The organism is Arthrobacter silviterrae, assembly GCF_011045165.1.
Classification (GTDB): domain Bacteria; phylum Actinomycetota; class Actinomycetes; order Actinomycetales; family Micrococcaceae; genus Specibacter; species Specibacter silviterrae.
The window spans coordinates 97496-119977 of record NZ_JAAKZI010000009.1 but is presented as its reverse complement, the minus strand read 5'-3'; the positions used below and the strand labels follow the sequence as shown (position 1 = coordinate 119977).

The window sequence follows — 22482 nt, the reverse complement described above, 5'->3', positions numbered from 1 at the left end:
TTATTGGTGTCCATTGGGTAAATAATTGGCCCCGCCGCCGGCTACAGGATGACGGGTGTGGCCGGCGGTCGGGGCGGGCTCTTGTGGACATATTGGTTGAAAATGACCGACAGCGCCATCACGCCCACGGCGATCCACAGCGCATTCAGGTTCAGCGCCAGGTACGAAATGCCGCCGATGACCGAGCCGGTGGTCAGCGACAGCCACAGGGCCGCGTACCTGCGCCACAGCCGGCTGTCTCCCCCAAGAAGCGCATTGGCCATGTGCTGGCCCATTTTCACCAGGGTGCCCGTCATATACGTCAGGCCTATGCTGACCTCGCCATTGCGTTCAAAGATGAGGTTCTCGGCACCCATCGCCACCGCCATGATGGCCGGCGCCAGCCACCCGTCAAGGCCCAGGTCAAAAAGTACGACGGCGCACACCAGTGCCGCTGTCACGTACAGGAGCACTGCCATGCGCTTGCGTGACGGGACAAGCCTGCGCAGGATCGAAGCGCTCACCACACCCACCAGAAAGGCACCGACCAGTCCGAAAGCCGTGCCGAAACCCGCCCAGTTTCCTTCGGCCAGGGCAGTGCCGCCCCGGGTGGAGTTGCCGCTCATGAAGGAGACAAAGTAGCCGCCCAGGTGGATGAAGCCCACAGCGTCGACAAACCCGGCCGCGCTGGAGAGGACGGCCGCCAGGATCATTTCAGAACGATGGTGGCTTTGCAAGGAAACAGTGGCCTAACTGCCGAAGCGGCGGCTGCGCCCGGCGTAGTCACGCAGGGCACGGAGGAAGTCGATGCGGCGGAACGCCGGCCACAGGGCCTCACAAAAGTAAAACTCGCTGTAGGCGCTCTGCCACATGAGGAAGCCGGAAAGGCGCTGCTCCCCCGAGGTGCGGATGACCAGGTCCGGGTCGGGCTGGCCGCGGGTGTACAGGAACTTGGAAATGTCGTCCACGCCCAGGGTGTCCGCCACCTCGAGCATGGTGCGGCCCGCGGCGTCGGCGTCGTGCAGGAGTTCGCGGACGGCGTCGACAATTTCCCGGCGCCCGCCGTAGCCGATGGCAAGGTTCACATGGATGCGCTCATTGGCGGGCACGCGCGTGGTGAGCGAGGACAGGCGCTGGGCCAGGTAGTCGGGCAGCAGCTCCGGGGCGCCCATGGCGTGGACGCTGATGTCGACGTCGGCGTCGAGCAGGTCAAGGGTGTTGGCGATGATACCCATGAGCTCGTCCAGTTCCTCGGGCGAACGGCTCATGTTGTCCGTGGAGAGCATGTACAGCGTGACCACCTTGATGCCCAGGTCCTGGCACCAGCCGAGGAATTCCAGGATCTTGTCCGCGCCGGCCTGGTGGCCCTGGCTGGTGGGGGCGTTGAACTGCCGGGCCCAGCGCCGGTTTCCATCCACCATGACGCCGATGTGGCGGGGCACGCTCTTCAGGTCCAGCGAGCGGCCAAGGCTGCGTTCGTAGTAGTTGTAAAGGAATTTGGGCATCCGTATGGGGCGGGTCATCAACCGCATGAATGTGCACCAAACCTTTACGGATACGGGCCGGGCGGCCGGGGAAACGTACTTGTCCTAGATTACCCGCCGGGCCGCACATTCCGGACAGGCCGCGTTGCGATGCACCCGCCGCCGCCATGTTACTCATCGGTAACATATTCCCGGAAGGGATAGAATTGGGCCATGACGAGCACCCTTGCAGCCGATGCAAAACCCACCTGGCGCGGCTGGCTGCACGCAGGCATGGCGCCGCTGGTCCTGGCGGCCGGCTTGCTGGTGGTGGTGCTGGCCCCGGGCATGGCGGCGAAGGCGACCACCGCCATTTACATCGTTACCGGAGTCATGTTATTTGGCACAAGTGCGCTATACCACCGGATCGAGTGGAAACCGGGCACCAAGAAAGTGCTGAAACGGCTGGACCACAGCAACATCATGCTGGTCATTGCCGGTTCCTACACGCCGCTGTCGGCGCTGATGCTGCCACGCCCCACCGCCACCTTGCTGTTGTGGCTGATCTGGACGGGCGCCGTTTTGGGCGTGCTGTTCCGCGTGCTGTGGGTGGGGGCACCACGCTGGCTGTACGTGCCCATCTACGTGCTGCTGGGCGTGACCGCGGTGTTCTTCCTGCCGCAATTCTGGGCCGCCGGTGTGGCGCCCACGCTCCTAATCTGCCTGGGCGGTGCGTTTTACATTGCCGGGGCAGTCATTTACGGGATCAAGAAACCCAACTTCAGCGCCCGCCACTTCGGCTTCCACGAACTGTTCCATGCCTTGACCGTGGCCGGATTCGGCTGCCATTTCGCCGCCGTCGTGCTGGTGGTTTTCCCCTAGCCCCACCGTCCTCCCCTTCCCTACCGACGCTCCCTCACATTTTGCGGTGATTCCCTCAACGCTCCATCAGATTACGGGGTGTTTTTTGAGGACGCTTCGGCATCGCCCGTCAATATGCGGGCGGAGCCGATTCGAGGGCATGGCGGAGCAGCGCCTGGGCACTCCACCGCATGGACGCAAGGGCCTCGTCCCGGGACAGGCCGCCAATGTCGGTCAGCCACACCAGCGACTCGATTCCAATTGCGCTGCGAATGGCCAGCACCAAGCGGCGCAGTTCCGCATCTCCGAGCGCACCCCGCAGGGGATCGAGCGCTTCCGTGATCCAGGGAATGGCCCGGCCCTGGCGCAAAGGCAAGCCGCTGGCCGGGAGATCGGGATCCAGTGACAGCTTCAGCATGGTCCGCTGTTGGGCCTCGGTCTGAAGAATCATTTCGATGAACGTGGCGACGACGGCGTCAAGCCGCTCCGCGGGATTGTCGCCAGGGTTTTCCGGCAGCATGGAGGCACTCCCCGTTTCCGGATGGGCCGCGGCAAGCAGCTCCCTTTGTCCCGGAAAGTAGCGGTAGGCCGTGCTTCTTGAGACACCTGCGGCAAGGGCGGCCTCGTCCACGGTGGGGGTCTGGCCGTCGGCGACCATGGCCCGGGCGGCATCAACCAGGGCATCAAGGGTGCGGCGCTTCTGGCCGCTGCGGCCGAGTTCCAGGTAAGACCTTGACATGCAACTCATGGTACATCAGTCTTATTATAAGACATCAGTCCCATAAAAACATGTAGCCAACATCGAGGCGAGTCCCATGGACACGAAGAAGCACGCGAAGTCATTCATCCGCCAGCACGGAGAAGGTGAGCAGCGGTGGTTCTACGGCGGGGGAATCCACACCTGGCTCGCCAAGTCGGAAGAAACTGGCGGGGCATTCCTGATCAACCGCGACACGATGGCCGGAGGCAAGGTGACGCCCCTGCACATCCATCCTGACACGGACGAAACCCTGTACGTTCTCTCCGGTGAAATCCTCATGAACATCGACGGCGCCGAACAGCGGGTTGGCGCCGGAGGCATCGCCGTTGCCCTTCGCGGTGTGCCCCACGCGTTCAAGGCACAAGAAGGCGGCGCCAGCATCCTGTGCTTCCAGACTCCAGGCAATGCACAGGATTTCTATATGGGAGCCAGCGTTCCCCTGGACGCGGACGGCACGGGCGTTGTGGACTTCGACCGGGTCAGGGAATCCGGGCGCCTCAACGGCGGGATCGTCATTGTGGGGCCACCACCTTTTGGCTAGACGCCCAAAATGTGAGAGAGGATCGGTGGAATTCCCGCAGAAGGTGAGGGAGCGTCGAATGGAAGACCGCAGAAGGTGAGGGAGCGTCAGGGGATGAGGGTGTCAAGCTCCGCGGCCGTGGCCACTGGGCGGGCGCAGGCCATGTTGTGGCAGACGTAGGCCAGCGGGGAAGCGCCGGGCGCAGTGCCCCTGCCTTCCAGCAGCGGCACGGGCGGCGGGCCCGCGCCGTCCCACACAGCCACCACCATGCCGGGCGACGGCGACGCCCACGCCCGCCGTTCCAGCGCCTCCCGCTCCGGGCCCGGCAGGCCGACAATGGCAGTTTCCACGGGGCCCGCCGCAACCGCCTCGGCCACCGACAGCAGGCCCCCGGCCGAACGCGGCGCCCGCCGGGCCAGTTCCGGCAGCGACCCCAGCAGGTTTTCCGACAAGACTCGGTGGTCTACGGACCCCGTATAGGCCGCGTGGGTGGCCAGGGCGCCGGCCAGGAGTGCCACGGGGCTGGCGGTGGCGTTGTCGAAGGGGTCGGCAAAGCGCGCCCCGGCCGGAGCGCCGGCCAGCCCTCCCGAGGCCCCGCCCGGGCTGTTGAACACGGTGCCGTCCGCCAGAAAACGCTGCGCCGAGTCCAGCAGGGCCTCGCCCAGAGCAAACCATTCCGCGCTGCCCGTGGCCGCGTAGAGGGCAAAATAGCCGTCGGCGCAGGCCGCGTAATCCTCCAGCAACCCCTCAATTCCGCGCGCCCGGCCGGCGTGCGACACCCGCCTCAGCACACCCCCGTCCCAGTGCACCTCCCGCAGGTACCCGCCAAGCTCGACGGCGGCCGCCAGCCAGGCGGGCTCCCCCAGGACCATGGCGGCCTCGGCCAGGGCACCGAGGAGCATGCCGTTCCAGGCCGCCACCACCTTGTCGTCGCGCCCCGGCATGGTGCGCGCGGCCCTCATGGTGCGCAGGCCGGGCAGGAGCGCGTCCCACGCGGCCCGCTCCGGCGGAGTCAGCCCGCGGCCCGGGTGCAGGGGCGCGGCTCCCTTCGCCGGAATGTTCATGAAACGAGCGACGGCGGCTGCCAGGTCCGCGGGCTCCTGCGGTTCCGCGGGGGCCGGGTCAGCGGCGGCGGACAATTCCGCCGCCTCGCGGAGCTGGGCCAGGGTCCACTGGTAGCTGGCGCCCTCGTGGTGCACGCCGTCGATCACGGTGTCGGCATCCAGCGAGGAGGCGAAGGCGCCGCCGGGGAGGCGGAGCTCGGCCAGCAGCCAGCCGACGGTTTTATGGACAGCGCCCCGCGCCTCCGCGGCGGACAGCGGCAGGGGCAGTTCGGTGCTGTGGATGTGCTGAACCCCGGGCCCGGCGTCCGGGGCGGCGTCCGGCCCGGGCACTTCGGCGGGAATTTGTCCGGGCCGTGCCTCCGCCAGTCGGACCCAGTGCACCAGGGCGAGCAAGAGGCCGGCATTGTCGTACAGCATTTTCTCGTAGTGAGGCAAGGACCAGTCGGCCGTGACACTGTAGCGCGCAAAGCCGCCACCCACCTGGTCGAACAGGGCAGAGTTCACCATGGCGCCCAGCGTCCGCCCGGCCAGACCCGCAGCAACGTCCGGCGAACCGGCCGCTTCGCCACGAACCGTCCCGCCACCGCCGGACGCGGCGTGGCGGATCAGGAATTCCAGGGCGGGGGTGGGCGGAAATTTTGGGGCCGTGCCAAAGCCACCGTGCGTGGTGTCCTCGGCCCGCGCCATGGCCGCCACGGCAAGCGAGGCAGCCTCCCTGTGCACCGAAAATCCGTTCCGCGCACCATCCAAGCCCTGCACGGGAACTGGCGGCGCGGGACTGTCTGCAACGTCACTGTCCGTGCGGACCCGCCAGGCCGGATCGGCCAGCGCCGCCGCCAAGGCATCGGCGGTGGCCAGGACCTCGGTGCGGCGATCCGCCCACGCTTCAACCACGGCGGCCAGCACCTGTTTAAAGGACGGCCTCCCAGACACTGGCTGCGGCGGAAAGTAGGTGCCGGCAAAGAATGCCCGTCCGTCCGGGGTCAGGAACACGCTCATGGGCCAGCCGCCCTGGCCGGTCAGCGCCTGCGTTGCGGCCATGTAGGCGTCGTCCACGTCGGGGCGCTCCTCGCGGTCCACCTTGATGGCCACGAAATGCCGGCGCAGGTACTCCCCCACCTCCGGATCCTCGAACGATTCCCCGGCCATGACATGGCACCAGTGGCAGGCGGCGTAGCCCACGGACAGGAACACAGGCACCTGGCGTTCCCGGGCCTCGGCAAAGGCTGCGTCGTCAAACGGCTGCCAGTCCACTGGGTTGCCGGCGTGTTGGCGCAGGTAGGCACTCGGTTCGCCGGCAAGCCGATTCATGTTTGCCCCTTAGTTTTTGTCCACGTTCACGGGGGAAACGCCGCCGTCGAGCCCCTCGGCGCCTTCGGGACCCGGGTTCCCGGCACTCCCGGCACCCTCAGCGCCTCCCGGACCAAAGCCGGCGCCTTCAACACCTTCGGGACCAACGGCGGCACCCTCCGCCCGGGTGAGCGAAGTGTCGGCAAAGGCCGCACCTGCTTTCCTGGCGGCGTCGTCCGTCATGATGGGGATCACCTCATAGCCGGCCTTGGGGCCGTGGTCGCTCGGATCGCCGCCGGCAACCTGGGCGCGGTAGCGGACGCGGCGCACGCGCTTGACCATGTCGCGGATCAGGAAGAACATGATCGCCACGATGAATGCCATGGCCAAAAAGCCCAGAAAGCCGGGCCCCACCTGGTCGTCGGACAGGCCCGGGCGCAGGGTGGGGATTTGCGGGTCCGGGGTGGCGCTGGCGGCAAGGAACATCAGAGTGTGCACAATTTGTCTTTCATTTTATCCCCGGCGGTCTCGGTGCGATGAGGGAATCGTCCTGTTCCTATCGTAGGCCAGTAAACAGGTCGTTCTCCGGCGTGGTGGCGGGAACGCGGGACTCCACGAGCGAATAGTCCTCCCACGGCCACACCTTGCGCTGCATGTCCGGGCTGACGGCGAAAAAGAAGCCGTCCGGGTCCACCTGGGTGGCATGGGCGCGCAGGGCGTCGTCGCGCTTTTCAAAGAACTCGCCGCAGTCCACCTGCGTGGTGGTGGGGTGCTTGCTGACCGGCGGGGTGTGGCCTTCCGTGTCCGCCTCCAGCCAGGCCGCCAGGCGCTCCGCGTACGGGGAGGCCAGGCCGGCGTCCTGCAGCGCAAAGTGCAGTGCGCGGAAGCGCTGTGGGTTGAAGGCCAGGTCGTAATACAGCTTTTGCGGCTCCCAGGGCTCCCCCGCACCCTCATACAAGGCGGGGTCCCCGGCCGCGTGGAACGCCTCCACGGCAACCTTGTGGGCCATGATGTGGTCCGGGTGCGGATAGCCGCCGTTTTCGTCGTAGGACACAATCACGTGCGGGCGGAATCGGCGCACTAGGCGAACCAGCGGCGCGGCGGCGATCTCCAGCGGCTTGAGGGCAAAGCAGTTGGCCGGCAGGGGCGGGAGCGGGTCGCCTTCGGGCAGGCCGGAGTCGGTGAATCCCAGCCACTGGTGCTCGATGCCCAAAATGGCGGCGGCACGCGCCATTTCGAGCCGGCGGGCCCCGCCCATGTCGCGGCCCGAGTGGGCGTCGCCCTCCATGCGCGGGTTCTGGATCCCCCCGCGCTCCCCGCCGGTGCAGGTGGCCACCATGACGCGCACGCCCGACGCCGCGTAGGAGGCCATCATGGCTGCGCCCTTGCTGGCTTCGTCGTCCGGATGTGCGTGGACCGCCAGCAGGCGGAGCGGTTCGGCGGAGTGCCCCTCATTGGTGGTCACGTCGGCTACCTTCGATTCTTGGTCCTGTATGGGGTTCGTAAAAAAACTTGTGAAAAAACGCCTGCCGGAATGAACGCTAAACTTGTCATGTCCTCCCGCCCGGCCGCCGGTGCGGGCCGCCAGCGGAATGCCGCGGATCCAGCGGGGACACCGCGGATCAAGACAACAGTGGATGCAGTGACAAATTCTGATTCTCCAGCAGCTACCAGCGTAGCCAATCGTTACGGCACGCCCAAGCGGGCGATGTCCAAACGGGCCAAAATTATTGCCGTGGCCGTGGCGCTTGCCGTGGGCCTGACCTGGATTCTCTGGTCCGTGGTGGCGGGCAACACCGGCGTGGACCAGAAAGTGATCAGTTTCAAGGTGGTGGACCCCACACTTTCCACGGTGGACCTGACCATCACCAAGGACCCCGCCGCCACCGCCCAATGTGCCGTCCAGGCGCTCAATGAACAGTTCGCCGTGGTGGGCTGGAACATCCTCACGGTGGGCGCGAACGGGGCCGACGCCGGTATCAACAGCGGTCACACCACCTCAGTGACCGCCTCCGTGCGCACCACCTCCCTGGCCGTAACAGTGACGGTGGACAACTGCTGGATTGAGCACTGACGTCGCGATTCTTGGGAATATCCCGCTTATTGACTAAACTTGTAAATACTATCTTCACCCCGCTTGGCCAACCATGGAAAGTTCCGCGCAGGGACTGCGCACCTGATCCCCAGGTGCACACCGGCTCGGAACCGCCTCTGGCAGCGCCTACCGCGGGGTCTTTGCTTTTCTACGTTTATTCGAGGAGAACTACGTGCCTACAACCAACAGTGCGTCCGCTGCCTGGCTGACCCAGGAAGCCTTTGACCGTCTCCAGGCAGAGCTGACGCAACTTTCCGGCCCCGGCCGCGCCGAAATCGTCAGCAAGATTGAGCAGGCCCGCCAGGAAGGCGACCTGAAGGAAAACGGCGGCTACCACGCGGCCAAGGACGAGCAGGGCAAGATCGAGGCCCGCATCCGCCAGCTCAGCGAGCTCCTGCGCTACGCCCACGTGGGCGAGGCCCCGGCCGACGACGGCATTGTGGAACAGGGCATGCTGGTGGTGGCCACCATTGCCGGCGACGAGACCACCTTCCTGCTGGGCAGCCGCGAAGTGGGGACCGCCCAGGTTGAGGTGTTCAGCGAGCGCTCCCCCCTGGGTGCGGCCATCATGGGCCACAAGGTCGGCGACAAGATGAGCTACCTGGCCCCCAACGGCAAGACGATCGACGTGGAAATCCTCTCCGCCAAGCCGTACCAGAGCTAAGTTCCCCTTCCCCGGAACCAGGCCGCACGCAGTCCCCCCAACGGGCATTTAACGTGGATGTTTCAGCTGAACATCCACGTTAAGTGCCCGTTGGCGTGTGTGGAGGAGGTGACTGGCGTCGAGCGCCCAGGCTGGCTTAGTGCATTGAAGAACGACGGCGGCGCGCCAGTAGGAGGGAGGCGGTACCTCCCAGCAGCAACAGTCCGCCAACGGCAATGGCGGGGACAGCACCCTTGGCCCCGGTTGCGGCCAGCTGTTCCTGGTCCGCACCTTGGGGTGCCGCCCCGGGATCGGACACGGCATGGACAGCTGTCGGGGATGCCGCTGCCACGGTGGTTGGGGATGGTGCTGCGCCGTTGGCCGTGACGGTGACGGCCACGGCGGCGCCTGTGACCAGACTGCCATCCATATTGGTCTGAACGGGCGTCAGGTGGTGCAGCCCCAGGCCAAGGGCGGGACTCGCAGTGCAGGAAAACTGTCCGTCAGCGTTGGACTTGGCGGTGCACACGGGCGTGGTGCCGCCGTCGAGGATGGCAACTGTGGAGAAAATGCCGGCGGTGCCTTCGATCACGGCGCCACCGACACTGTAGCCGCCGTCGGCCGGCCTGGAAATGGCGGGCGTGACGGCCACGGTGATAGTGACGAAATCACCCGGCACTCCGTTCAAACCGCTACCGGTGGCGTACATGGCCGGAAAATAGTCCATTGTCCCGACCAGGAAGCGGTGCTGGGGCGTGCAGGTGTAGTTGCCGTCGGCCGCGACGGTGGTTGAACAGACGGCGTATCCGCTTCTCCCGTGAATAATGTCAAGGCTGGCGCCCGGCAGGCCGGTGCCGGTAAATACGGGGAGGTCGCCCACCACAGCGCCCGATCGCGGGCTGGTTATTGTTGGCGGACCGGAAATCACAGTGAAGCTGTAGGGGCCCGTCGCCTCAACTCCGCCGGATGCCTTGGTGAGCTCGGCGGTGACCGTGATGGGTCCGAGGGGCAGGGGTGCCGTTGGCACGCAGGAGAACGAGCCCGAAGAGTCGATAATGACTGAACAAATTGGCTGGTGGGCGGAGTCCAGTATGCGAAGCGTGTCGCCGGTAAATCCGCCGCCTTCAAAGGCCTGGGTCGGGGTAATCAATTCCCCGTTCATGGGAGACATGAACGGTGGCGCCGGCGCGTCAATCGTGACGGCGACTGTCCCACCCACCGTGGTGGAGGTGTCGGGGTTGGTGGCCGTGAGGCGCAAGACGTTGGGGCCCACGGGCAGGCTGGCCGACCCTGTGCAGGCAAACAGGCCCGCACCGTCAACGCTGGCGGTACACACCTGCTGGCCCGACTGCTCAGTCACTTCCACCAGCGAGCCCGGCTCGCCCGTGCCGCTGACCATGGGCGGCCCGGAAATGATGTCGCCTGCAGCTGGGGCGATGAACGCGGGCACTGCTGGCGCCACCGGTGCCATTGGCGCGGCCTGGGCCGGCAGGGCGGCAAATCCCATCATCGCAACGGCAAGCGCCGCCGTGGAAACAACCACCCCAAAGTGTTTCGGGCGCCAAAGAGTGCGCATTGAATACCCCATCCCTCATTCAATTGTGACAAAAATATGCGAGTGAAAAAGATTATCCACCTTAAGTGAACTAAGTCGCAGTTATTGCCGATTTTGCCACGACCTTCGCTGAACCCCGGCAACGCTCCCACGTTCCGACACCCACCCCGCACCCGCGCCCAACAAACCGACCGAGCGGGCACTTAACGTGGATGTTTCGGCGCAACATGCCCCTTAAGTGTCCGTTCGAGTGGATGGTCCAGGCCGTGGCTCAGGCTGCGGACATGGTACGGATCGGCGGTGCAGCTCCTGTCGCCTGAAGCCAGGCGAGCTCGCAGGTGCTGCACCATCGAATTTCAGAACTGGCACTCCACCCGGCAGCGCCACAACACCCCCACGAACCGGCACTTAACGGGCATGTTTCGGCGCAACACCCCCGTTAAATGCCCGTTCGCGCGGATTGGGGGTGGAACCGGAGGCTAGTGGACCACGATCGGCTGGAAGCCTTCTGCACGCAGGGCCGTCAGCACCAGTTCGCAGTGTTCGTGGCCCTTGGTTTCCAGGTTCACGGTGATGGAGACGTCGCCCATGGAGATGGAGCCGCCCACGCGGGTGTGGTCCACGCCGGTGACATTGGCGTCGTTCTCGGCAATGATGCGCGAGATGGTGGCCAGGGAGCCGGGGCGGTCGTTGAGCATCATACGCACCGTGAGGAAGCGCCCGGCCGCCGCAAGGCCGCGCTGAATGACCTTGAGCATCAGCATCGGATCGATGTTGCCGCCGGAAAGCACCACCACCGTGGTGCCCGGATTTTCAATCTTGCCCTCCATGAGCGCGGCCACGCCCACGGCACCGGCGGGCTCCACCACCATCTTGGAGCGCTCCAGCAGGAAGATCAGGGCCCGCGCCAGGGAGTCCTCGCTGACCGTGACGACGTCATCCACCAGTTCGCGGATGATCGAGAACGGCAGCTGGCCCGGCCGGCCCACGGCAATGCCGTCCGCCATGGTGGAGACCTTTTTCAGCGGCACCAGCGCGTCCGCGGCAAGGGAGGGAGGGTACGCCGCGGCGTTTTCCGCCTGGACGCCGATCACGCGGATCTCCCGGCCCAGCTCCTTTGCCCGCGCCTTGATCGCCACGGACACGCCGGCCAGCAGCCCGCCGCCGCCAACACCCATGATCACGGTGTCGACGTCCGGCACCTGCTCCAGGATTTCCAGCCCGATGGTGCCCTGCCCGGACACCACGTCCACGTTGTCGAACGGGTGGACAAACACGGCGCCGGTTTCCCGGGCGTAGCGTTCGGCCTCGGCGAGGGACTCGTCCACGTTGAAGCCGTGCAGCACCACCTCGGCACCGTGCCCGCGCGTGGCCGCCAGTTTCGGCAGGGCCACGCCCACAGGCATGTAGATGCGCGCCTTGATGCCCAGCGACTTCGCGGCCACTGCCACGCCCTGGGCATGGTTTCCGGCGGACGCCGCCACCACGCCGCGGGCCCGGTCCTCGGCCGACAGCCGCGCCATGCGGGTGTACGCGCCGCGCACCTTGAACGAGCCCGCGCGCTGCAGGTTCTCACACTTCAAAAACACCGGCGCGCCCGTAATCCGCCCCAGGGCCCGCGAACTCTCCACGGGAGTCTGGGCAATAATCTCCTGCAGCAGTTCCCGTGCGGCTTCAACATCGGCAAGGGTGACGGGGAGATCGCTGGTTGCGTTCACTGGGCTGTTCTCTTTCTGGTTATTTTTGGGGCGTTTGGGGGGCCGGGCACTGAGGCCTTACCCCGGGATGGGTGGTTCGGAGGGAATGGTCGACGCCGGTGCGCCCGTTTCGCCGCCGGGCGCGGCTGGCGCGGTGGCCGGGTCGGGCGCGGTGGCCGGGTCGGGCGAGGGGGCGGGTTCCGCCGGAACCAACGGTTCCGCCGGGGCGCCCGTTGAGGGGCCTTCCGGAGGTGCGGTGCTTGCGGGGGCGCCGCCGTCGGGCATTCCCCAAAGCCCGGCCAGGGCGGGATCGGCGGTCCAGCCGCGTTGGGCAATGTAGCGGATGAAGGAATTGGCGAAGGCCAGCACGGGCACGGCGAACAGGGCGCCGAGGATGCCCGCCACGCTGGAGCCGGCGGCCACGGCCAGGATCACGGCCACGGGGTGGAGGTTGACCGCCCGGCCCATGATGAACGGCTGCAGAAGGTGGCTTTCGGCCTGTTGGACCAGCAGCACAATGCCGAGCATGATCAGCGCGTTGACCCAGCCGTTGGCCACAAGGGCCAGCAGCACGGCCACGGCGCCCGTCACGAGCGCACCGACCACGGGGATGAACGACCCCACGAAGACCAGCACGCCCAGCGGCAGTGCCAGCGGGACCTGGATGATGGCGGCGCCGGCGCCAATGCCCACGGCGTCCACGGCGGCCACCAGGATCTGCACGCGCACGTAGTTGCCCAGTGACAGCCAGCCGCGCCGGCCGGCACCGTCCACGGCGGGGCGGGCACGGTGCGGGAAGAACCCGACAACAAAGGACCAGATCCGGTCGCCTTCGAGGAGGAAGAAGATGAGGATGAACAGGGTCAGCAGCAGGCCCGCGGCGAAGTGGCCGAAGCCGGTGCCGATGCCCAGTGCCTTGGAGAGGATGGCCGAGCTGTTGTTTTGGAGGGCGTCGAGCGCGTCCTTCAGGTACGTGTCAATTTGGTTGTCGCTCAGGCCCAGTGGGCCGGAGGTCAGCCAGGCCTGGATTTGGATCAGCCCGGTCACTGCCTGCTTGCTGAGGTCGGCGATGCCGGAAACCATTTGCCGGCCGGCCACGTACAGCCCGCCCAGCACCAGGGCCAGCAGCCCCAGTTCCGTGACGGCCACGGCCAGCCCGTTGGGCAGGCCGATCCTCCGCAGCCAGCGCACCACGGGACGCAGCAGCGCGGCAATGAGGGCGGCCACCATGAGCGGGATGACCAGGATGGTCACGTAGGACAGCAGCCACACGAGCATGCCCGCAACCACCAGGACCAGCCCCACGCGCCAGGCCCAGGCGCCTGCCGCGACCATGCCGAACGGGACAACGGGGGGCCTGGCGGGGAGCCGGCCCTCGGGTTCCTGCTGCAAAGGCATCATGGACCAATAATTCCCCATGTGGCAGCAATACTTAAACTCGCGTCCATTTCCCGGCGCGCGGCCGCTGGTGCACGGGCCGCGCAGCCCGGGCCCGCGGGCCCCGCAGCTCAGAGTCGGCTCCTAAAGCTCGGAGTCGATCCCCCACCGCATGGTGAACGATTCCCCGGGTTCAAGCCACCTGAGCCCGTTGCCGGAATTGAACGCGTTGGCCGGGCCGGTCATGGGTTCCATGGCCACGGCCAGCGAACGGCCCGGGAAGTCCGGGGTGATGAACACGTGGACGTAGGCCACGGAGGAATCGTGCCACAAACTTACGCTGCGCCCGTCCGGGGCCGACAGCGTGTGCCGGGCAACGCCGTCGTGCGGGGAAATTTGCGGGGAAACAGCTGTGAACGCGAGGTCCGTGAACGCAGTGTCCATGCGCAGTTCGCCCACGGGGCGGCCGCGGCGGAGGTCATGGGCATCGTCAACGGGAAGCGCCTGCGTGGGGATCATGCGGTGGTTGGCGGCGAGCCAGGTGGCGGCGTCGACGGTGATGGACAGCTGTTCCGTGGGGACATCCCCGAGCCGAAAATACGGGTGCGCTCCGAGCACAAAGGGCGCCCGCCCCGGGGAATCGTTGACCAGGGTCTGGGACACGCGCAGCGCCCCGGAGGGGGTGAGTTCATGGCGGACCTGGTGGCGGGCCAGGAACGGGTACCCGTGCTGGGGGTGGATGGCGGCCTCCTGCAGCACGTGGCCTTCGGACTGCTCCAGCACTGCATACCCCGTGTTGCGCAGGAGCCCGTGGATGGCGTTGTTGCGCGCCACCTCGGTGATGTCCAGCTGCTGCGCCTTGCCGCCGAGGTGCCACAGGCCCCCGTCCACGCGGTTGGCAAACGGCGCCAGGGTGATGCCGGCGGCGCCCGGTGCAATCACGGATTCGCCGTATGACTCCACCAGTTCCACGCCGCCGCGGTCATAGTGCCGCAGCCCGGCCGCCAGGGAAACGACGACGGCGGTGGCACCGGCACGGCGCAAGGTGTACTGGGGGCCCGTGGCAGCCCGCGGGCCGCTTTCCGCAAGGGGTGTGCTCATGGTGCAACGCTACCGCGCGGTGTGCGGAAACTTCGCCTATTTTTGCCCATGTTACTGCCGAAAAGTTGTAGTTAATGTAAGATTTTGTTTGAAAGTATGTGTTTTGAACATTTCAAGCACCATCCACTCCAACGGCATTCAACAAGACAGGGGCTAACATGCTGGCACCCGAACGCCAGGCACGCATCCTCAAGCAGCTTCAGGTCCACGAAGCCGTGCGCGTGGCAGACATCGCGGCAGCGCTGAACGTCAGCGAAATGACCATCCGCCGGGACATTGAATCCCTGGACGCGAACGGCCTGGCCCGCAAGATCCACGGCGGCGCCACGCGGCTGGCCCGGCTCAGTGCGCTGGAACCGGGCTTCCTGCTGAACGTGGACAAGGAGCTGGACGCCAAGCTCGCCATTGCCCGCGAGGCCCTGGAACTGGTCCGCCCCGGCATGACCCTGGCACTGACCGGCGGCACCACCACCTACCAGCTGGCCGTGCACCTGGCCGCGGCGCTGGAGGGCCTGGGCCACCTGACCGTGGTCACGAACTCGCTCAAGGTGGCCGAGCTCCTCTACCACCAGCAGGGACGCGCCGACTGCAAGGTCATTGTCACCGGCGGCGAGCGGACCCCCTCGGAAGCCCTGGTGGGACCCGTGGCCCGCGCGGCGCTGCACACCCTGAACACTGACATCTGCTTCATGGGCGTGCACGGGCTGGACGCGGACCGCGGCCTGACCACGCCCAACCTGCTGGAGTCGGAGACCAACGCCGCCTTCATCGAATCCACCCGCCGCCTGGTGGTCCTGGCGGACAGCTCCAAGTTCCACGTCCGCTCCCTGGCCACGATCGCCCCGCTTTCCGCCGTGGACACCATCATTACGGACGACGGCGCCGCCCCGGCCACGCGCGAGCTGTTTGCTTCCCGGGTCCCCACCTTCACAGCGGTGGCCGTTCCGGCCGATACCACCAAGAACCAAACCAGGAAGTCCTCATGACGATTGCCACCAGCACCCGCTTGGCCGACGGGCGCGAGCTCATCTACTTTGACGAGGGCTCCGCAGCGCACTCCCACACGGCCGTGGACACCCGTCCGCTGGACCCGCGCTCGGAGGAAAACACCGGCGAGCTGCGCTTTGACGCCCTGACCGGCGACTGGGTGGCCGTTGCGGCGCACCGCCAAACACGCACCTACCTGCCCCCGGCCGACCAGTGCCCGCTGTGCCCCACCACGGGCGCCAACCTTTCCGAGATCCCGGACTCCGCGTACGACGTGGCCGTGTTTGAAAACCGCTTCCCGTCACTGGGCCCGGCCGTGGGCACCATCCCGGAGCACCCTGGCTGGGGCACGCTGGGGCGCGCCTATGGCCGCTGCGAGGTGGTGGCCTTCACCTCCGAACACACCGGATCCTTCGGCGGGCTGTCCACAGAGCGCGCCCGCACCGTGATTGATGCCTGGGCCCACCGCACCGAGGCCCTGAGCGCACTACCCGGCGTCAAGCAGGTATTTCCGTTTGAAAACCGGGGCCAGGAAATCGGCGTCACGCTGCACCACCCGCACGGGCAGATCTATGCATATTCGTACGTGCCGCCGCGCAGCGCCGTCATGGCGGCGGCGGCCCTGGCGCACTTCCAGGCCTCGGACGGGCGTGAGACGCTGCTGGGCTCGATTGTGGAGCAGGAATCCGCCTCCGGGGAGCGGATGATCGCCCAGGGCCGGCACTTCAGCGCCTATGTGCCGTTTGCCGCCCACATGCCCCTGGAAATCCACCTCACCCCGCACCGCCACGTGCCGGACTTTGCCGCCCTGAACGATGCCGAGCGGGACGAGCTGGCCGTCATGTACCTGGACGTGCTGCGCCGCCTCGACAACCTCTACGACACGCCGACCCCGTACATCGCGGCCTGGCACCAGGCCCCCCTGGATTCCCTGCTGCGCCCGGCCGGCCGCTTCCACCTGGAGCTGACGTCCCCGCGCCGCGCGGCGGACAAGTTGAAGTTCCTGGCCGGCTCCGAGGCCGCCATGGGTGCATTCATCAACGACACCACCCCGGAGGACACCGCCGCCGTGCTGCGCCAGGTCTCCACCGCACCCGCCATTTCACCTGCCCCCTCCCAGGCTGCCGCCTTCGCGCCCGCGGCCGGCACCGAGCCGAAAGTCACCGTCAAATGAACCAGCCCCTGACCCCGGAAGCCATTTCCGAGGCCTTCACCACCGCGTTTGGACACGCCCCCGACGGCCTGTGGTCCGCGCCCGGCCGCGTCAACCTGATCGGCGAACACACGGACTACAACGAGGGCTTTGTGCTGCCGTTCGCGATCGACCGGGCCGCCTGCGTGGCTGTCCGCCTCCGCGGCGACAACACGGCACGGCTGCTCTCCAGCTACGGCGACGCCGGCATGGAAACGGTGGACCTGTCCACGCTTTCCCACGACACCATGGACGGCTGGACTGCCTATCCGCTGGGGGTGGTCTGGGTGCTGCGCCAGATGGGCGTGGGGATTGGCGGCTTTGACCTGTTCCTGCATTCCACGGTGCCGTCCGGGGCCGGGCTGTCCTCCTCCGCCGCGATCGAGTGCGCGGTGGCCTCCGCCTTCAACGAGCTGGCCGGGGCCGGGCTCTCCGCGAACGAACTGGTGCTGGTGGGCCAGCGGGCCGAGAACGAGGTGGTCGGGGCGCCCACGGGCATCCTGGACCAGTCGGCCTCGCTCCTGTCCACCGAGGGGCACGCCGTGTTCCTGGACTGCCGCACGCAGGAATCCCGGCTGGTCCCGCTGGACCTCGCCGCCAACGGCCTGCTCATCCTGGTGGTGGACACGAAGGTCACGCACGCCCACGCCACCGGCGGCTATGCGGCCCGCCGCGCCTCCTGCGAGCTGGGCGCGGAGGTGCTGGGCGTAAAGGCCCTGCGCGACGTCACCGCGGCGGAGCTGCCCGAGGCCGCCGGCCTGCTGGACCCGGAAACCTACCGCCGGGTGCGCCACATTGTCACCGAGGACCAGCGCGTGCTGGACACGGTTGCCGTGCTGGACGACGCCGGCCCGCGCGCCATTGGTGCCCTGCTCACCGCCAGCCACGCCTCCATGCGGGACGACTTCGAGATTTCCTGCGAGGAGCTTGACCTGGCCGTGGACACGGCGCTGGCCCACGGCGCGCTCGGGGCACGAATGACGGGCGGCGGCTTCGGCGGTTCGGCCATCGCGCTCATCCCGGCGGCCGAAGAGCCCGCGGTGCGCGCCGCCGTCGTCGGCGCCTTTGCTGCAGCCGGCTTCACGGCCCCGGACATCTTCGCCGTCTCCCCCGCCCAAGGCGCCCTCCGGGTGCTGTAGCTTAAGCGAAAAGACGGGCCTCGACAGGCTCGACCACCGGTGGTCGAGCCTGTCGAGGCCCGTTTTTTCTTGGAGTTAGTCGTTCCCTCGAAGGATGGCCAGCAGGCGCAGGATCTCCACGTACAGCCACACCAGGGTCACCGTCAGGCCAAAGGCGGCCGTCCAGGAGTACTTGGCGGGCAGGCCGTTCTGGACGCCGCGCTCAATGGAGGTGAAGTCCACGATCAGCGAGAACGCGGCCAGGCCGATGGCGAGCAGGCCCAGGACAAAGCCGAAGGGAATGGTGGTGCCGGGAATGTCCATGCCGCGCATGCCCCACGGGTTGCTGGTGGCGCCGAACATCATCATGCCCAGGTTGATCAGCGAGAACAGCGCGTAGCCGCCCAGCGCAATCATGAAGAAGCGGGTCATTTTCGGGGTGGCGCGGACCTTGGCGTTGCGGAACAGCACCAGCGTCACGGCGAACACGCTCAGCGTGCCGATCACGGCCTGGAGCACAATGCCGGGGTACATGTTCTCGAGGAAGCCTGACAGGCCGCCCAGGAACATGCCCTCAAAGGCGGCGTAGCACAGGATCAGTGCTGGCGAGGGCTGCTTCTTGAAGGAGTTGACCAGGCCCAGGACCAGGCCCACAATCATGCCCGGGAGCATGAGGATTGGCACGATCCAGCCCAGTGCGGCGCCCACGAGGACCAGGGCGAGGGTGCCCACGGTCTTCATGATGACGTCGTCGTAGGTCATGCGGCCGGTCTGCTGCGCATTCGCGGACGGCTGGTTGTACATGTCCTGCAGCTGCTGGGCGGAGAACTGGCCCTGGGCACCCATGGTGTCCGTGCCGCCGCTCAGGAAGCCGCGCCGTACGGCCGGCGAGTCCTTGAAATTCTTGTTGTTGGCAAAGACCGGGTTTCCACCAAGTGCCATGGTGCTGATTCCTCCGAAATAGGGGGTAAATAGTCTTTTCAGTCTACCCAGTACCACGTGTGGCCACTAATTTTGGTTCCCTGTACGGGATTAGTTGTCTGGTACCCCAGGTCGGACTCGAACCGACACTGAATGGATTTTAAGTCCACTGCCTCTGCCATTGGGCTACTGGGGCGCAGGGACGCACGCGTGCGGGCTGCTTGTTTAACATTACTGGATTCGGTGCGGGCGCCGGAACCGGTGCGGCTGCGCGCCGTCAGAGCCTGTTGAAGGGTTCGGCGTAGCGAAAACGCCCGCGGATGCCAGGGTGGAAGGCGGCCAGGGGGAGCGCCATGAAGTGGGAGCCCCAGGACGGGTCGGGCGAGGCGATGCCCACTGAATCCGCCGGGACGAAGCCAAAACGCGGGTAATATTCGGTGCTGCCCAGCAACACGATGGCCGGCTCCCCCAGCCCGTTCGCAGCCCCGATGGAGGCCTTGACCAGGGCCGAACCCACGCCCCGGCCCTGCCGCGCGGGAAGCACGCCGAGCGGACCCAGGCCCAGCGCGGGGTTGTCCCCAATCCAGGCGCGGGTGCTGATGACGTGCCCCAGGACGGCCCCGTCCGGGGATTCCGCCACGAGGGACAGCTCGGGGATGTATTCGCGGGCGGCAAACAATTCCCGGAGCAGGTGGGCCTCGACACCCTCCGGGAAGGCGGCCTCGATGAGTGCCAGGATTTCCGGCCGGTCGGGGGCCCGCTCTCGACGAATCATCATCGGGCCAGTCTATTCCGCCGCGCTGCGGCAGCTGCGCCAGGGAACCCGGCCACGTTCTGCCTTTTAACGGCCGACGGCGGCACTCCCGCAGGTGGGGAGGGCCGCCGTCGGGCGTGGAGACGGGGACTACTTGGAGGCAGTGGCCTCTTCCTTGGCCTCAGCCTCGGCCGGTGCAGCCTCGGCCGGAGCGGCCGGAGCTTCGGCCACCGGGGCAGCAGCCGGAGCGGCCTCAACAGCCGGGGCCGGGGCAGCGGCCGCAGGCTTGGGCTTCGGGGTGGCAGCGGCGGCAAAGGAGCCGCGCGGGTCGGCCAGGTTTTCCAGCTGGGTGAGGTCGCGGCCGGCGAACATGGCGACGAACCAGTCGGTCAGCACGCGGTACTTGCGTTCCACGGTGGGCATGGCCAGGCCGTGGTAGCCGCGGTGTGCCACCCAGGCCAGCGGGCCCTGGAGCTGAATGCCCATGATCTTGGCGACACCCTTCCACTGGCCGAAGCCGGCAACAGCACCAAGGTTCTTGTGCTTGTAGCCCTTGAGCGGCTTGTTGAAGCGGCTGGCCCACAGGTTGGCGGCGAGGCGCTTGGCCTGGCGCAGGGCGTGCTGCGCATTCGGCACGCAGGTGCCGTCCGGCAGGCCGCCGGTGACATCCGGGACGGCTGCAACGTCGCCGGCTGCCCAGGCGTTTTCAATGACGCCGAACTCGCCGGAAACCTGCAGGTTCACGTTCACGGAGACGCGGCCGCGCGGCTCGATCGGGAAGTCGGTGGAGCGGACCATGGGGTTGGCCATGACGCCGGCGCACCAGATGAGGGTGTCGACGTCGAACTCGCCGGCAGGGGACTTGTCAGCCATGTTGATGAGCTGGAGGTGGTTGTTCTCGGCATTGGCCAGTGAGGTGTTCAGCAGCACCTCCACGCCGCGGCTGCGCAGGTGCTCCACAACCCAGATGGCCTGGGCTTCGGTGACCTCGGGCATGATGCGGCCCATGGCCTCAACCAGCACGAAGCGCAGTTCGGACTGCTCCACGCGGTCGTTGAGCTTGACGGCGTCGCGGGCCATGTCCTCGAGCTCGGCGATGGTCTCGATGCCGGCAAAGCCGCCACCCACCACAACAAAGGTCAAGGCGCGCTGGCGCTTGGCCGGATCGGTCTCGGTGGAGGCCTTCTCAATGAGGGACAGGACCTGGTTGCGCAGGGCAACAGCTTCCTCGATGGACTTCAGGCCGATGCCGGACTCGGCCAGGCCCTTGATCGGGAAGGTGCGGGTGATGGCACCGGCAGCCACGACCACGTCGTGGTAGCCCAGCTCGAACGGTGCGCCGCCGTCGGCCGGGGCCACAACAGCCTTGCGGTTCTCATGGTCAATGGCGGTGACGGAACCCTGGATGAGCTCGGTCTGCTTGAGGTGCTTGCGGTGGGAAACCACGGCGTGGCGGGCCTCGATGTTGCCGCCGGCCACCTCGGGCAGGAACGGCTGGTACGTCATGTAGGGCAGGGGGTCGACCAGGGTGACGATGCCACCGGACTTTGCGATTTTCTTCTGCAGCTTGAATGCAGTGTAGAGGCCTACGTAGCCGCCGCCGACTACAAGGACGCGCGGGCGGTCTGAAAATGTGGGAGTGTGTGCCATGACTCCATCATACAACCTTTGTGAAAACATTCACTTATGAGTTACACGGGGACGTCATCGACGGCGTTCCGCGGTGTCAGTGCTTGCGCCGGGCCAGGAAAAGGTGGGTGGCCCCGCCTGCCAGGATGAGCACCAGCAGGCCGGAAAAACCCAGCACGATTGCCTGCGGCGCGGCACTGGTCAGCTTGGCCGCATCGAGGGCCTTGGGCACCGGCCTGTCGCTCAGGGTGGGCTCCGTGGCGGGGGCGGTGCTGACCGTGGCGCCCTTGGCCGGCGGCGCAACCTGGCCGCGGCGGTGGACGCGGATCCAGTCCGCAATGCTGCCCAGCGGATTGGCCTGCACCAGCGGCACGTTGGCCGTCAGGGCGGCTTCGGCGTCGAGGATGCCGTAGCCGTAAATCGCGTTGGGCGTGCCGCCTCCCTTGGGCTTGGCCGTGGAAATGATGCGGTTGATCACCTGGGCGGCGGACATCTGCGGATACTTGGAACGGATCAGGGCCGCCACCCCGGACACTATGGGTGCCGCGCCGCTGGTGCCGCTCCACCGGGCGTAGCCGCCACCGGGCAGCCCGCCGGCCAGGTCCTCGGCGGGGGCGCTGACGCCGATGCTGATGCCCTGCGAGGACGAATCGACACTGGCCGTGCCGTCCTTGTCCAGCCCGCCCACAGCCAGCACGCCGGGGATGGTGGCCGGTGCGCCCACCTGTTCGCTGCCCGACTTGCGGTTGCCGGCGGCCGCCACAATCACCACGTCCTTCGCCTCGGCATAGGCAAACGCCGAGTCCCAGCTCTCCGGCCAGGCGGTGGACGTGCTGCCCAGGGACATGTTGATGACCTTTGCGCCGTGATCCACGGCCCACCGCACCGCCGCCGGGATTTGGTCGTCAATGTTCTTCCCGGCAGGGTTCTCGCTGCCCAGCCACACGGAAATGCTCAGCAGCTCCGCCTTGGGCGCCACGCCGATGACGCCGTCGGGCCCGGCCCCCACCTGGCCCGAGGCGCCCGCGGCACCCGTGGCACCGCCGGTGGCCGACGGGCTGGGGTGGCCGCGGCCCGCCAGCATGGTGGCCACCAGGGTCCCGTGCTCGGGTTCGGCCCCCACGCCCTTGGTGCCCCCGGCCGCGCCGGAACCGGACATGTCGATGCCGCCGGCCACGGCACCTTTCAGGTCGGGGTGGCTGGAGTCAATGCCGCTGTCGATGACGGCCACCTTGACGCCTTCGCCCTGCGACACATTCCAGGCCTGCGTGATGCCGTACTGCCCCAGCCAGTATTCACGGCTGCGGATGTCGTCCGCGGACGCGGCGGCGGCCCCGGCGAAGACCATTGCGGCCGCGAGGGCCAGGGACAGCGACGCCGCCCTGAACCTGCGGGCGCGTCCGTGCGGCGGGCATGTCACTTCAGGCATGGACGCTCGTTTCCGTTGCTGGTTCCCGTGCGGGGATGTGCGGCCCG

The 22482-nt window shown here is 67.2% G+C and carries 21 protein-coding genes and 1 tRNA gene; 7 read left to right on the top strand and 15 right to left on the bottom strand.

What is annotated here, in order from left to right; all coding sequences use genetic code 11:
* Positions 1-41: 41 nt before the first annotated feature.
* Together G6N77_RS07505 and G6N77_RS07500 are read right to left on the bottom strand one after the other, a co-directional pair.
* Positions 42-692 carry a YoaK family protein gene (locus tag G6N77_RS07505; RefSeq protein ID WP_165181407.1) on the bottom strand — a complete coding sequence of 217 codons (651 nt, stop codon included), beginning with the start codon at positions 690-692 and terminating at the stop codon, positions 42-44.
* A gap of 36 nt (positions 693-728) precedes the next feature.
* Positions 729-1502: an isoprenyl transferase gene (locus G6N77_RS07500; protein ID WP_205678090.1), complete on the bottom strand. Its 774-nt coding sequence runs from the start codon at positions 1500-1502 to the stop codon at positions 729-731.
* A gap of 174 nt (positions 1503-1676) precedes the next feature.
* On the opposite strand from G6N77_RS07500, the gene trhA reads away from it, so the two are divergent.
* Positions 1677-2324, top strand: coding sequence for a PAQR family membrane homeostasis protein TrhA (gene trhA, locus G6N77_RS07495; RefSeq protein ID WP_165181406.1), 648 nt, complete (start codon positions 1677-1679; stop codon positions 2322-2324).
* Between the two features lie 109 nt (positions 2325-2433).
* Here the strand turns inward: trhA and G6N77_RS07490 are convergent, their stop codons facing one another.
* A complete protein-coding gene (locus G6N77_RS07490) occupies positions 2434-3042 on the bottom strand; it encodes a TetR/AcrR family transcriptional regulator (RefSeq protein WP_240901761.1) in 609 nt (202 codons plus the stop codon).
* A 76-nt stretch (positions 3043-3118) separates the two neighbouring features.
* Here G6N77_RS07490 and G6N77_RS07485 point away from each other — a divergent pair, with 76 nt between their 5' ends.
* A complete protein-coding gene (locus G6N77_RS07485) occupies positions 3119-3604 on the top strand; it encodes a cupin domain-containing protein (RefSeq protein ID WP_165181404.1) in 486 nt (161 codons plus the stop codon).
* A gap of 86 nt (positions 3605-3690) precedes the next feature.
* On the opposite strand, the gene G6N77_RS07480 is transcribed toward G6N77_RS07485, so the two are convergent.
* Genes G6N77_RS07480 through mca form a run of 3 tightly spaced genes read right to left on the bottom strand, consistent with a single transcriptional unit; the run spans position 3691 to position 7402 of the window.
* Entirely contained in the window at positions 3691-5958 is a 2268-nt protein-coding gene (locus G6N77_RS07480) for a thioredoxin domain-containing protein (protein WP_165181403.1), read from the bottom strand.
* Positions 5959-5967: 9 nt separating this feature from the next.
* Complete coding sequence (locus tag G6N77_RS07475; RefSeq protein WP_165181402.1) at positions 5968-6435, bottom strand: hypothetical protein; 468 nt, start codon at positions 6433-6435, stop codon at positions 5968-5970.
* Between the two features lie 58 nt (positions 6436-6493).
* Positions 6494-7402: a mycothiol conjugate amidase Mca gene (mca, locus tag G6N77_RS07470; RefSeq protein ID WP_165181401.1), complete on the bottom strand. Its 909-nt coding sequence runs from the start codon at positions 7400-7402 to the stop codon at positions 6494-6496.
* A gap of 69 nt (positions 7403-7471) precedes the next feature.
* On the opposite strand from mca, the gene G6N77_RS07465 reads away from it, so the two are divergent.
* Positions 7472-8011, top strand: coding sequence for a DUF4307 domain-containing protein (locus tag G6N77_RS07465; RefSeq protein ID WP_165181400.1), 540 nt, complete (start codon positions 7472-7474; stop codon positions 8009-8011).
* Between the two features lie 193 nt (positions 8012-8204).
* Positions 8205-8696, top strand: coding sequence for a transcription elongation factor GreA (gene greA, locus G6N77_RS07460; RefSeq protein ID WP_165181399.1), 492 nt, complete (start codon positions 8205-8207; stop codon positions 8694-8696).
* Between the two features lie 136 nt (positions 8697-8832).
* On the opposite strand, the gene G6N77_RS07455 is transcribed toward greA, so the two are convergent.
* From G6N77_RS07455 to G6N77_RS07440, 4 genes are all read right to left on the bottom strand, one after another.
* Positions 8833-10251, bottom strand: a complete 1419-nt coding sequence (locus G6N77_RS07455; RefSeq protein ID WP_165181398.1) for an Ig-like domain-containing protein — start codon at positions 10249-10251, stop codon at positions 8833-8835.
* A 458-nt stretch (positions 10252-10709) separates the two neighbouring features.
* A complete protein-coding gene (gene ilvA, locus G6N77_RS07450) occupies positions 10710-11948 on the bottom strand; it encodes a threonine ammonia-lyase (protein WP_165181397.1) in 1239 nt (412 codons plus the stop codon).
* A gap of 57 nt (positions 11949-12005) precedes the next feature.
* Positions 12006-13328 (bottom strand): AI-2E family transporter, encoded by a 1323-nt coding sequence (locus tag G6N77_RS07445; protein WP_240901760.1) that lies wholly within the window; start codon positions 13326-13328, stop codon positions 12006-12008.
* 120 nt (positions 13329-13448) lie between these two features.
* A complete protein-coding gene (locus tag G6N77_RS07440) occupies positions 13449-14405 on the bottom strand; it encodes an aldose 1-epimerase family protein (RefSeq protein ID WP_165181396.1) in 957 nt (318 codons plus the stop codon).
* Positions 14406-14563: 158 nt separating this feature from the next.
* Between G6N77_RS07440 and G6N77_RS07435 the strand changes: the two genes are divergently transcribed.
* From G6N77_RS07435 to galK, 3 genes are read left to right on the top strand one after another with little or no spacing between them, the layout of a single operon-like run.
* A complete protein-coding gene (locus G6N77_RS07435; RefSeq protein WP_165181395.1) occupies positions 14564-15391 on the top strand; it encodes a DeoR/GlpR family DNA-binding transcription regulator in 828 nt (275 codons plus the stop codon).
* Positions 15388-16566, top strand: coding sequence for a galactose-1-phosphate uridylyltransferase (gene galT, locus G6N77_RS07430; protein ID WP_165181394.1), 1179 nt, complete (start codon positions 15388-15390; stop codon positions 16564-16566). The genes G6N77_RS07435 and galT overlap by 4 nt, the downstream gene beginning before the upstream one ends.
* A complete protein-coding gene (gene galK, locus G6N77_RS07425) occupies positions 16563-17723 on the top strand; it encodes a galactokinase (protein ID WP_165181393.1) in 1161 nt (386 codons plus the stop codon). Before galT ends, galK begins: the two co-directional genes overlap by 4 nt.
* A gap of 75 nt (positions 17724-17798) precedes the next feature.
* On the opposite strand, the gene G6N77_RS07420 is transcribed toward galK, so the two are convergent.
* The 5 genes from G6N77_RS07420 to G6N77_RS07400 all read right to left on the bottom strand — a co-directional run bounded on the left by G6N77_RS07420 (position 17799) and on the right by G6N77_RS07400 (position 22435).
* A complete protein-coding gene (locus G6N77_RS07420) occupies positions 17799-18644 on the bottom strand; it encodes a Bax inhibitor-1/YccA family protein (protein ID WP_165181392.1) in 846 nt (281 codons plus the stop codon).
* A 99-nt stretch (positions 18645-18743) separates the two neighbouring features.
* Positions 18744-18819: transfer RNA gene (locus tag G6N77_RS07415), tRNA-Leu, on the bottom strand.
* Positions 18820-18900: 81 nt separating this feature from the next.
* Positions 18901-19401: a GNAT family N-acetyltransferase gene (locus tag G6N77_RS07410; protein WP_165181391.1), complete on the bottom strand. Its 501-nt coding sequence runs from the start codon at positions 19399-19401 to the stop codon at positions 18901-18903.
* A gap of 126 nt (positions 19402-19527) precedes the next feature.
* On the bottom strand, positions 19528-21027 hold the full coding sequence (locus G6N77_RS07405; RefSeq protein WP_165181390.1) for an NAD(P)/FAD-dependent oxidoreductase: 1500 nt from the start codon (positions 21025-21027) through the stop codon (positions 19528-19530).
* A gap of 76 nt (positions 21028-21103) precedes the next feature.
* Positions 21104-22435, bottom strand: coding sequence for a S8 family serine peptidase (locus tag G6N77_RS07400; RefSeq protein WP_165181389.1), 1332 nt, complete (start codon positions 22433-22435; stop codon positions 21104-21106).
* Positions 22436-22482: the final 47 nt, after the last annotated feature.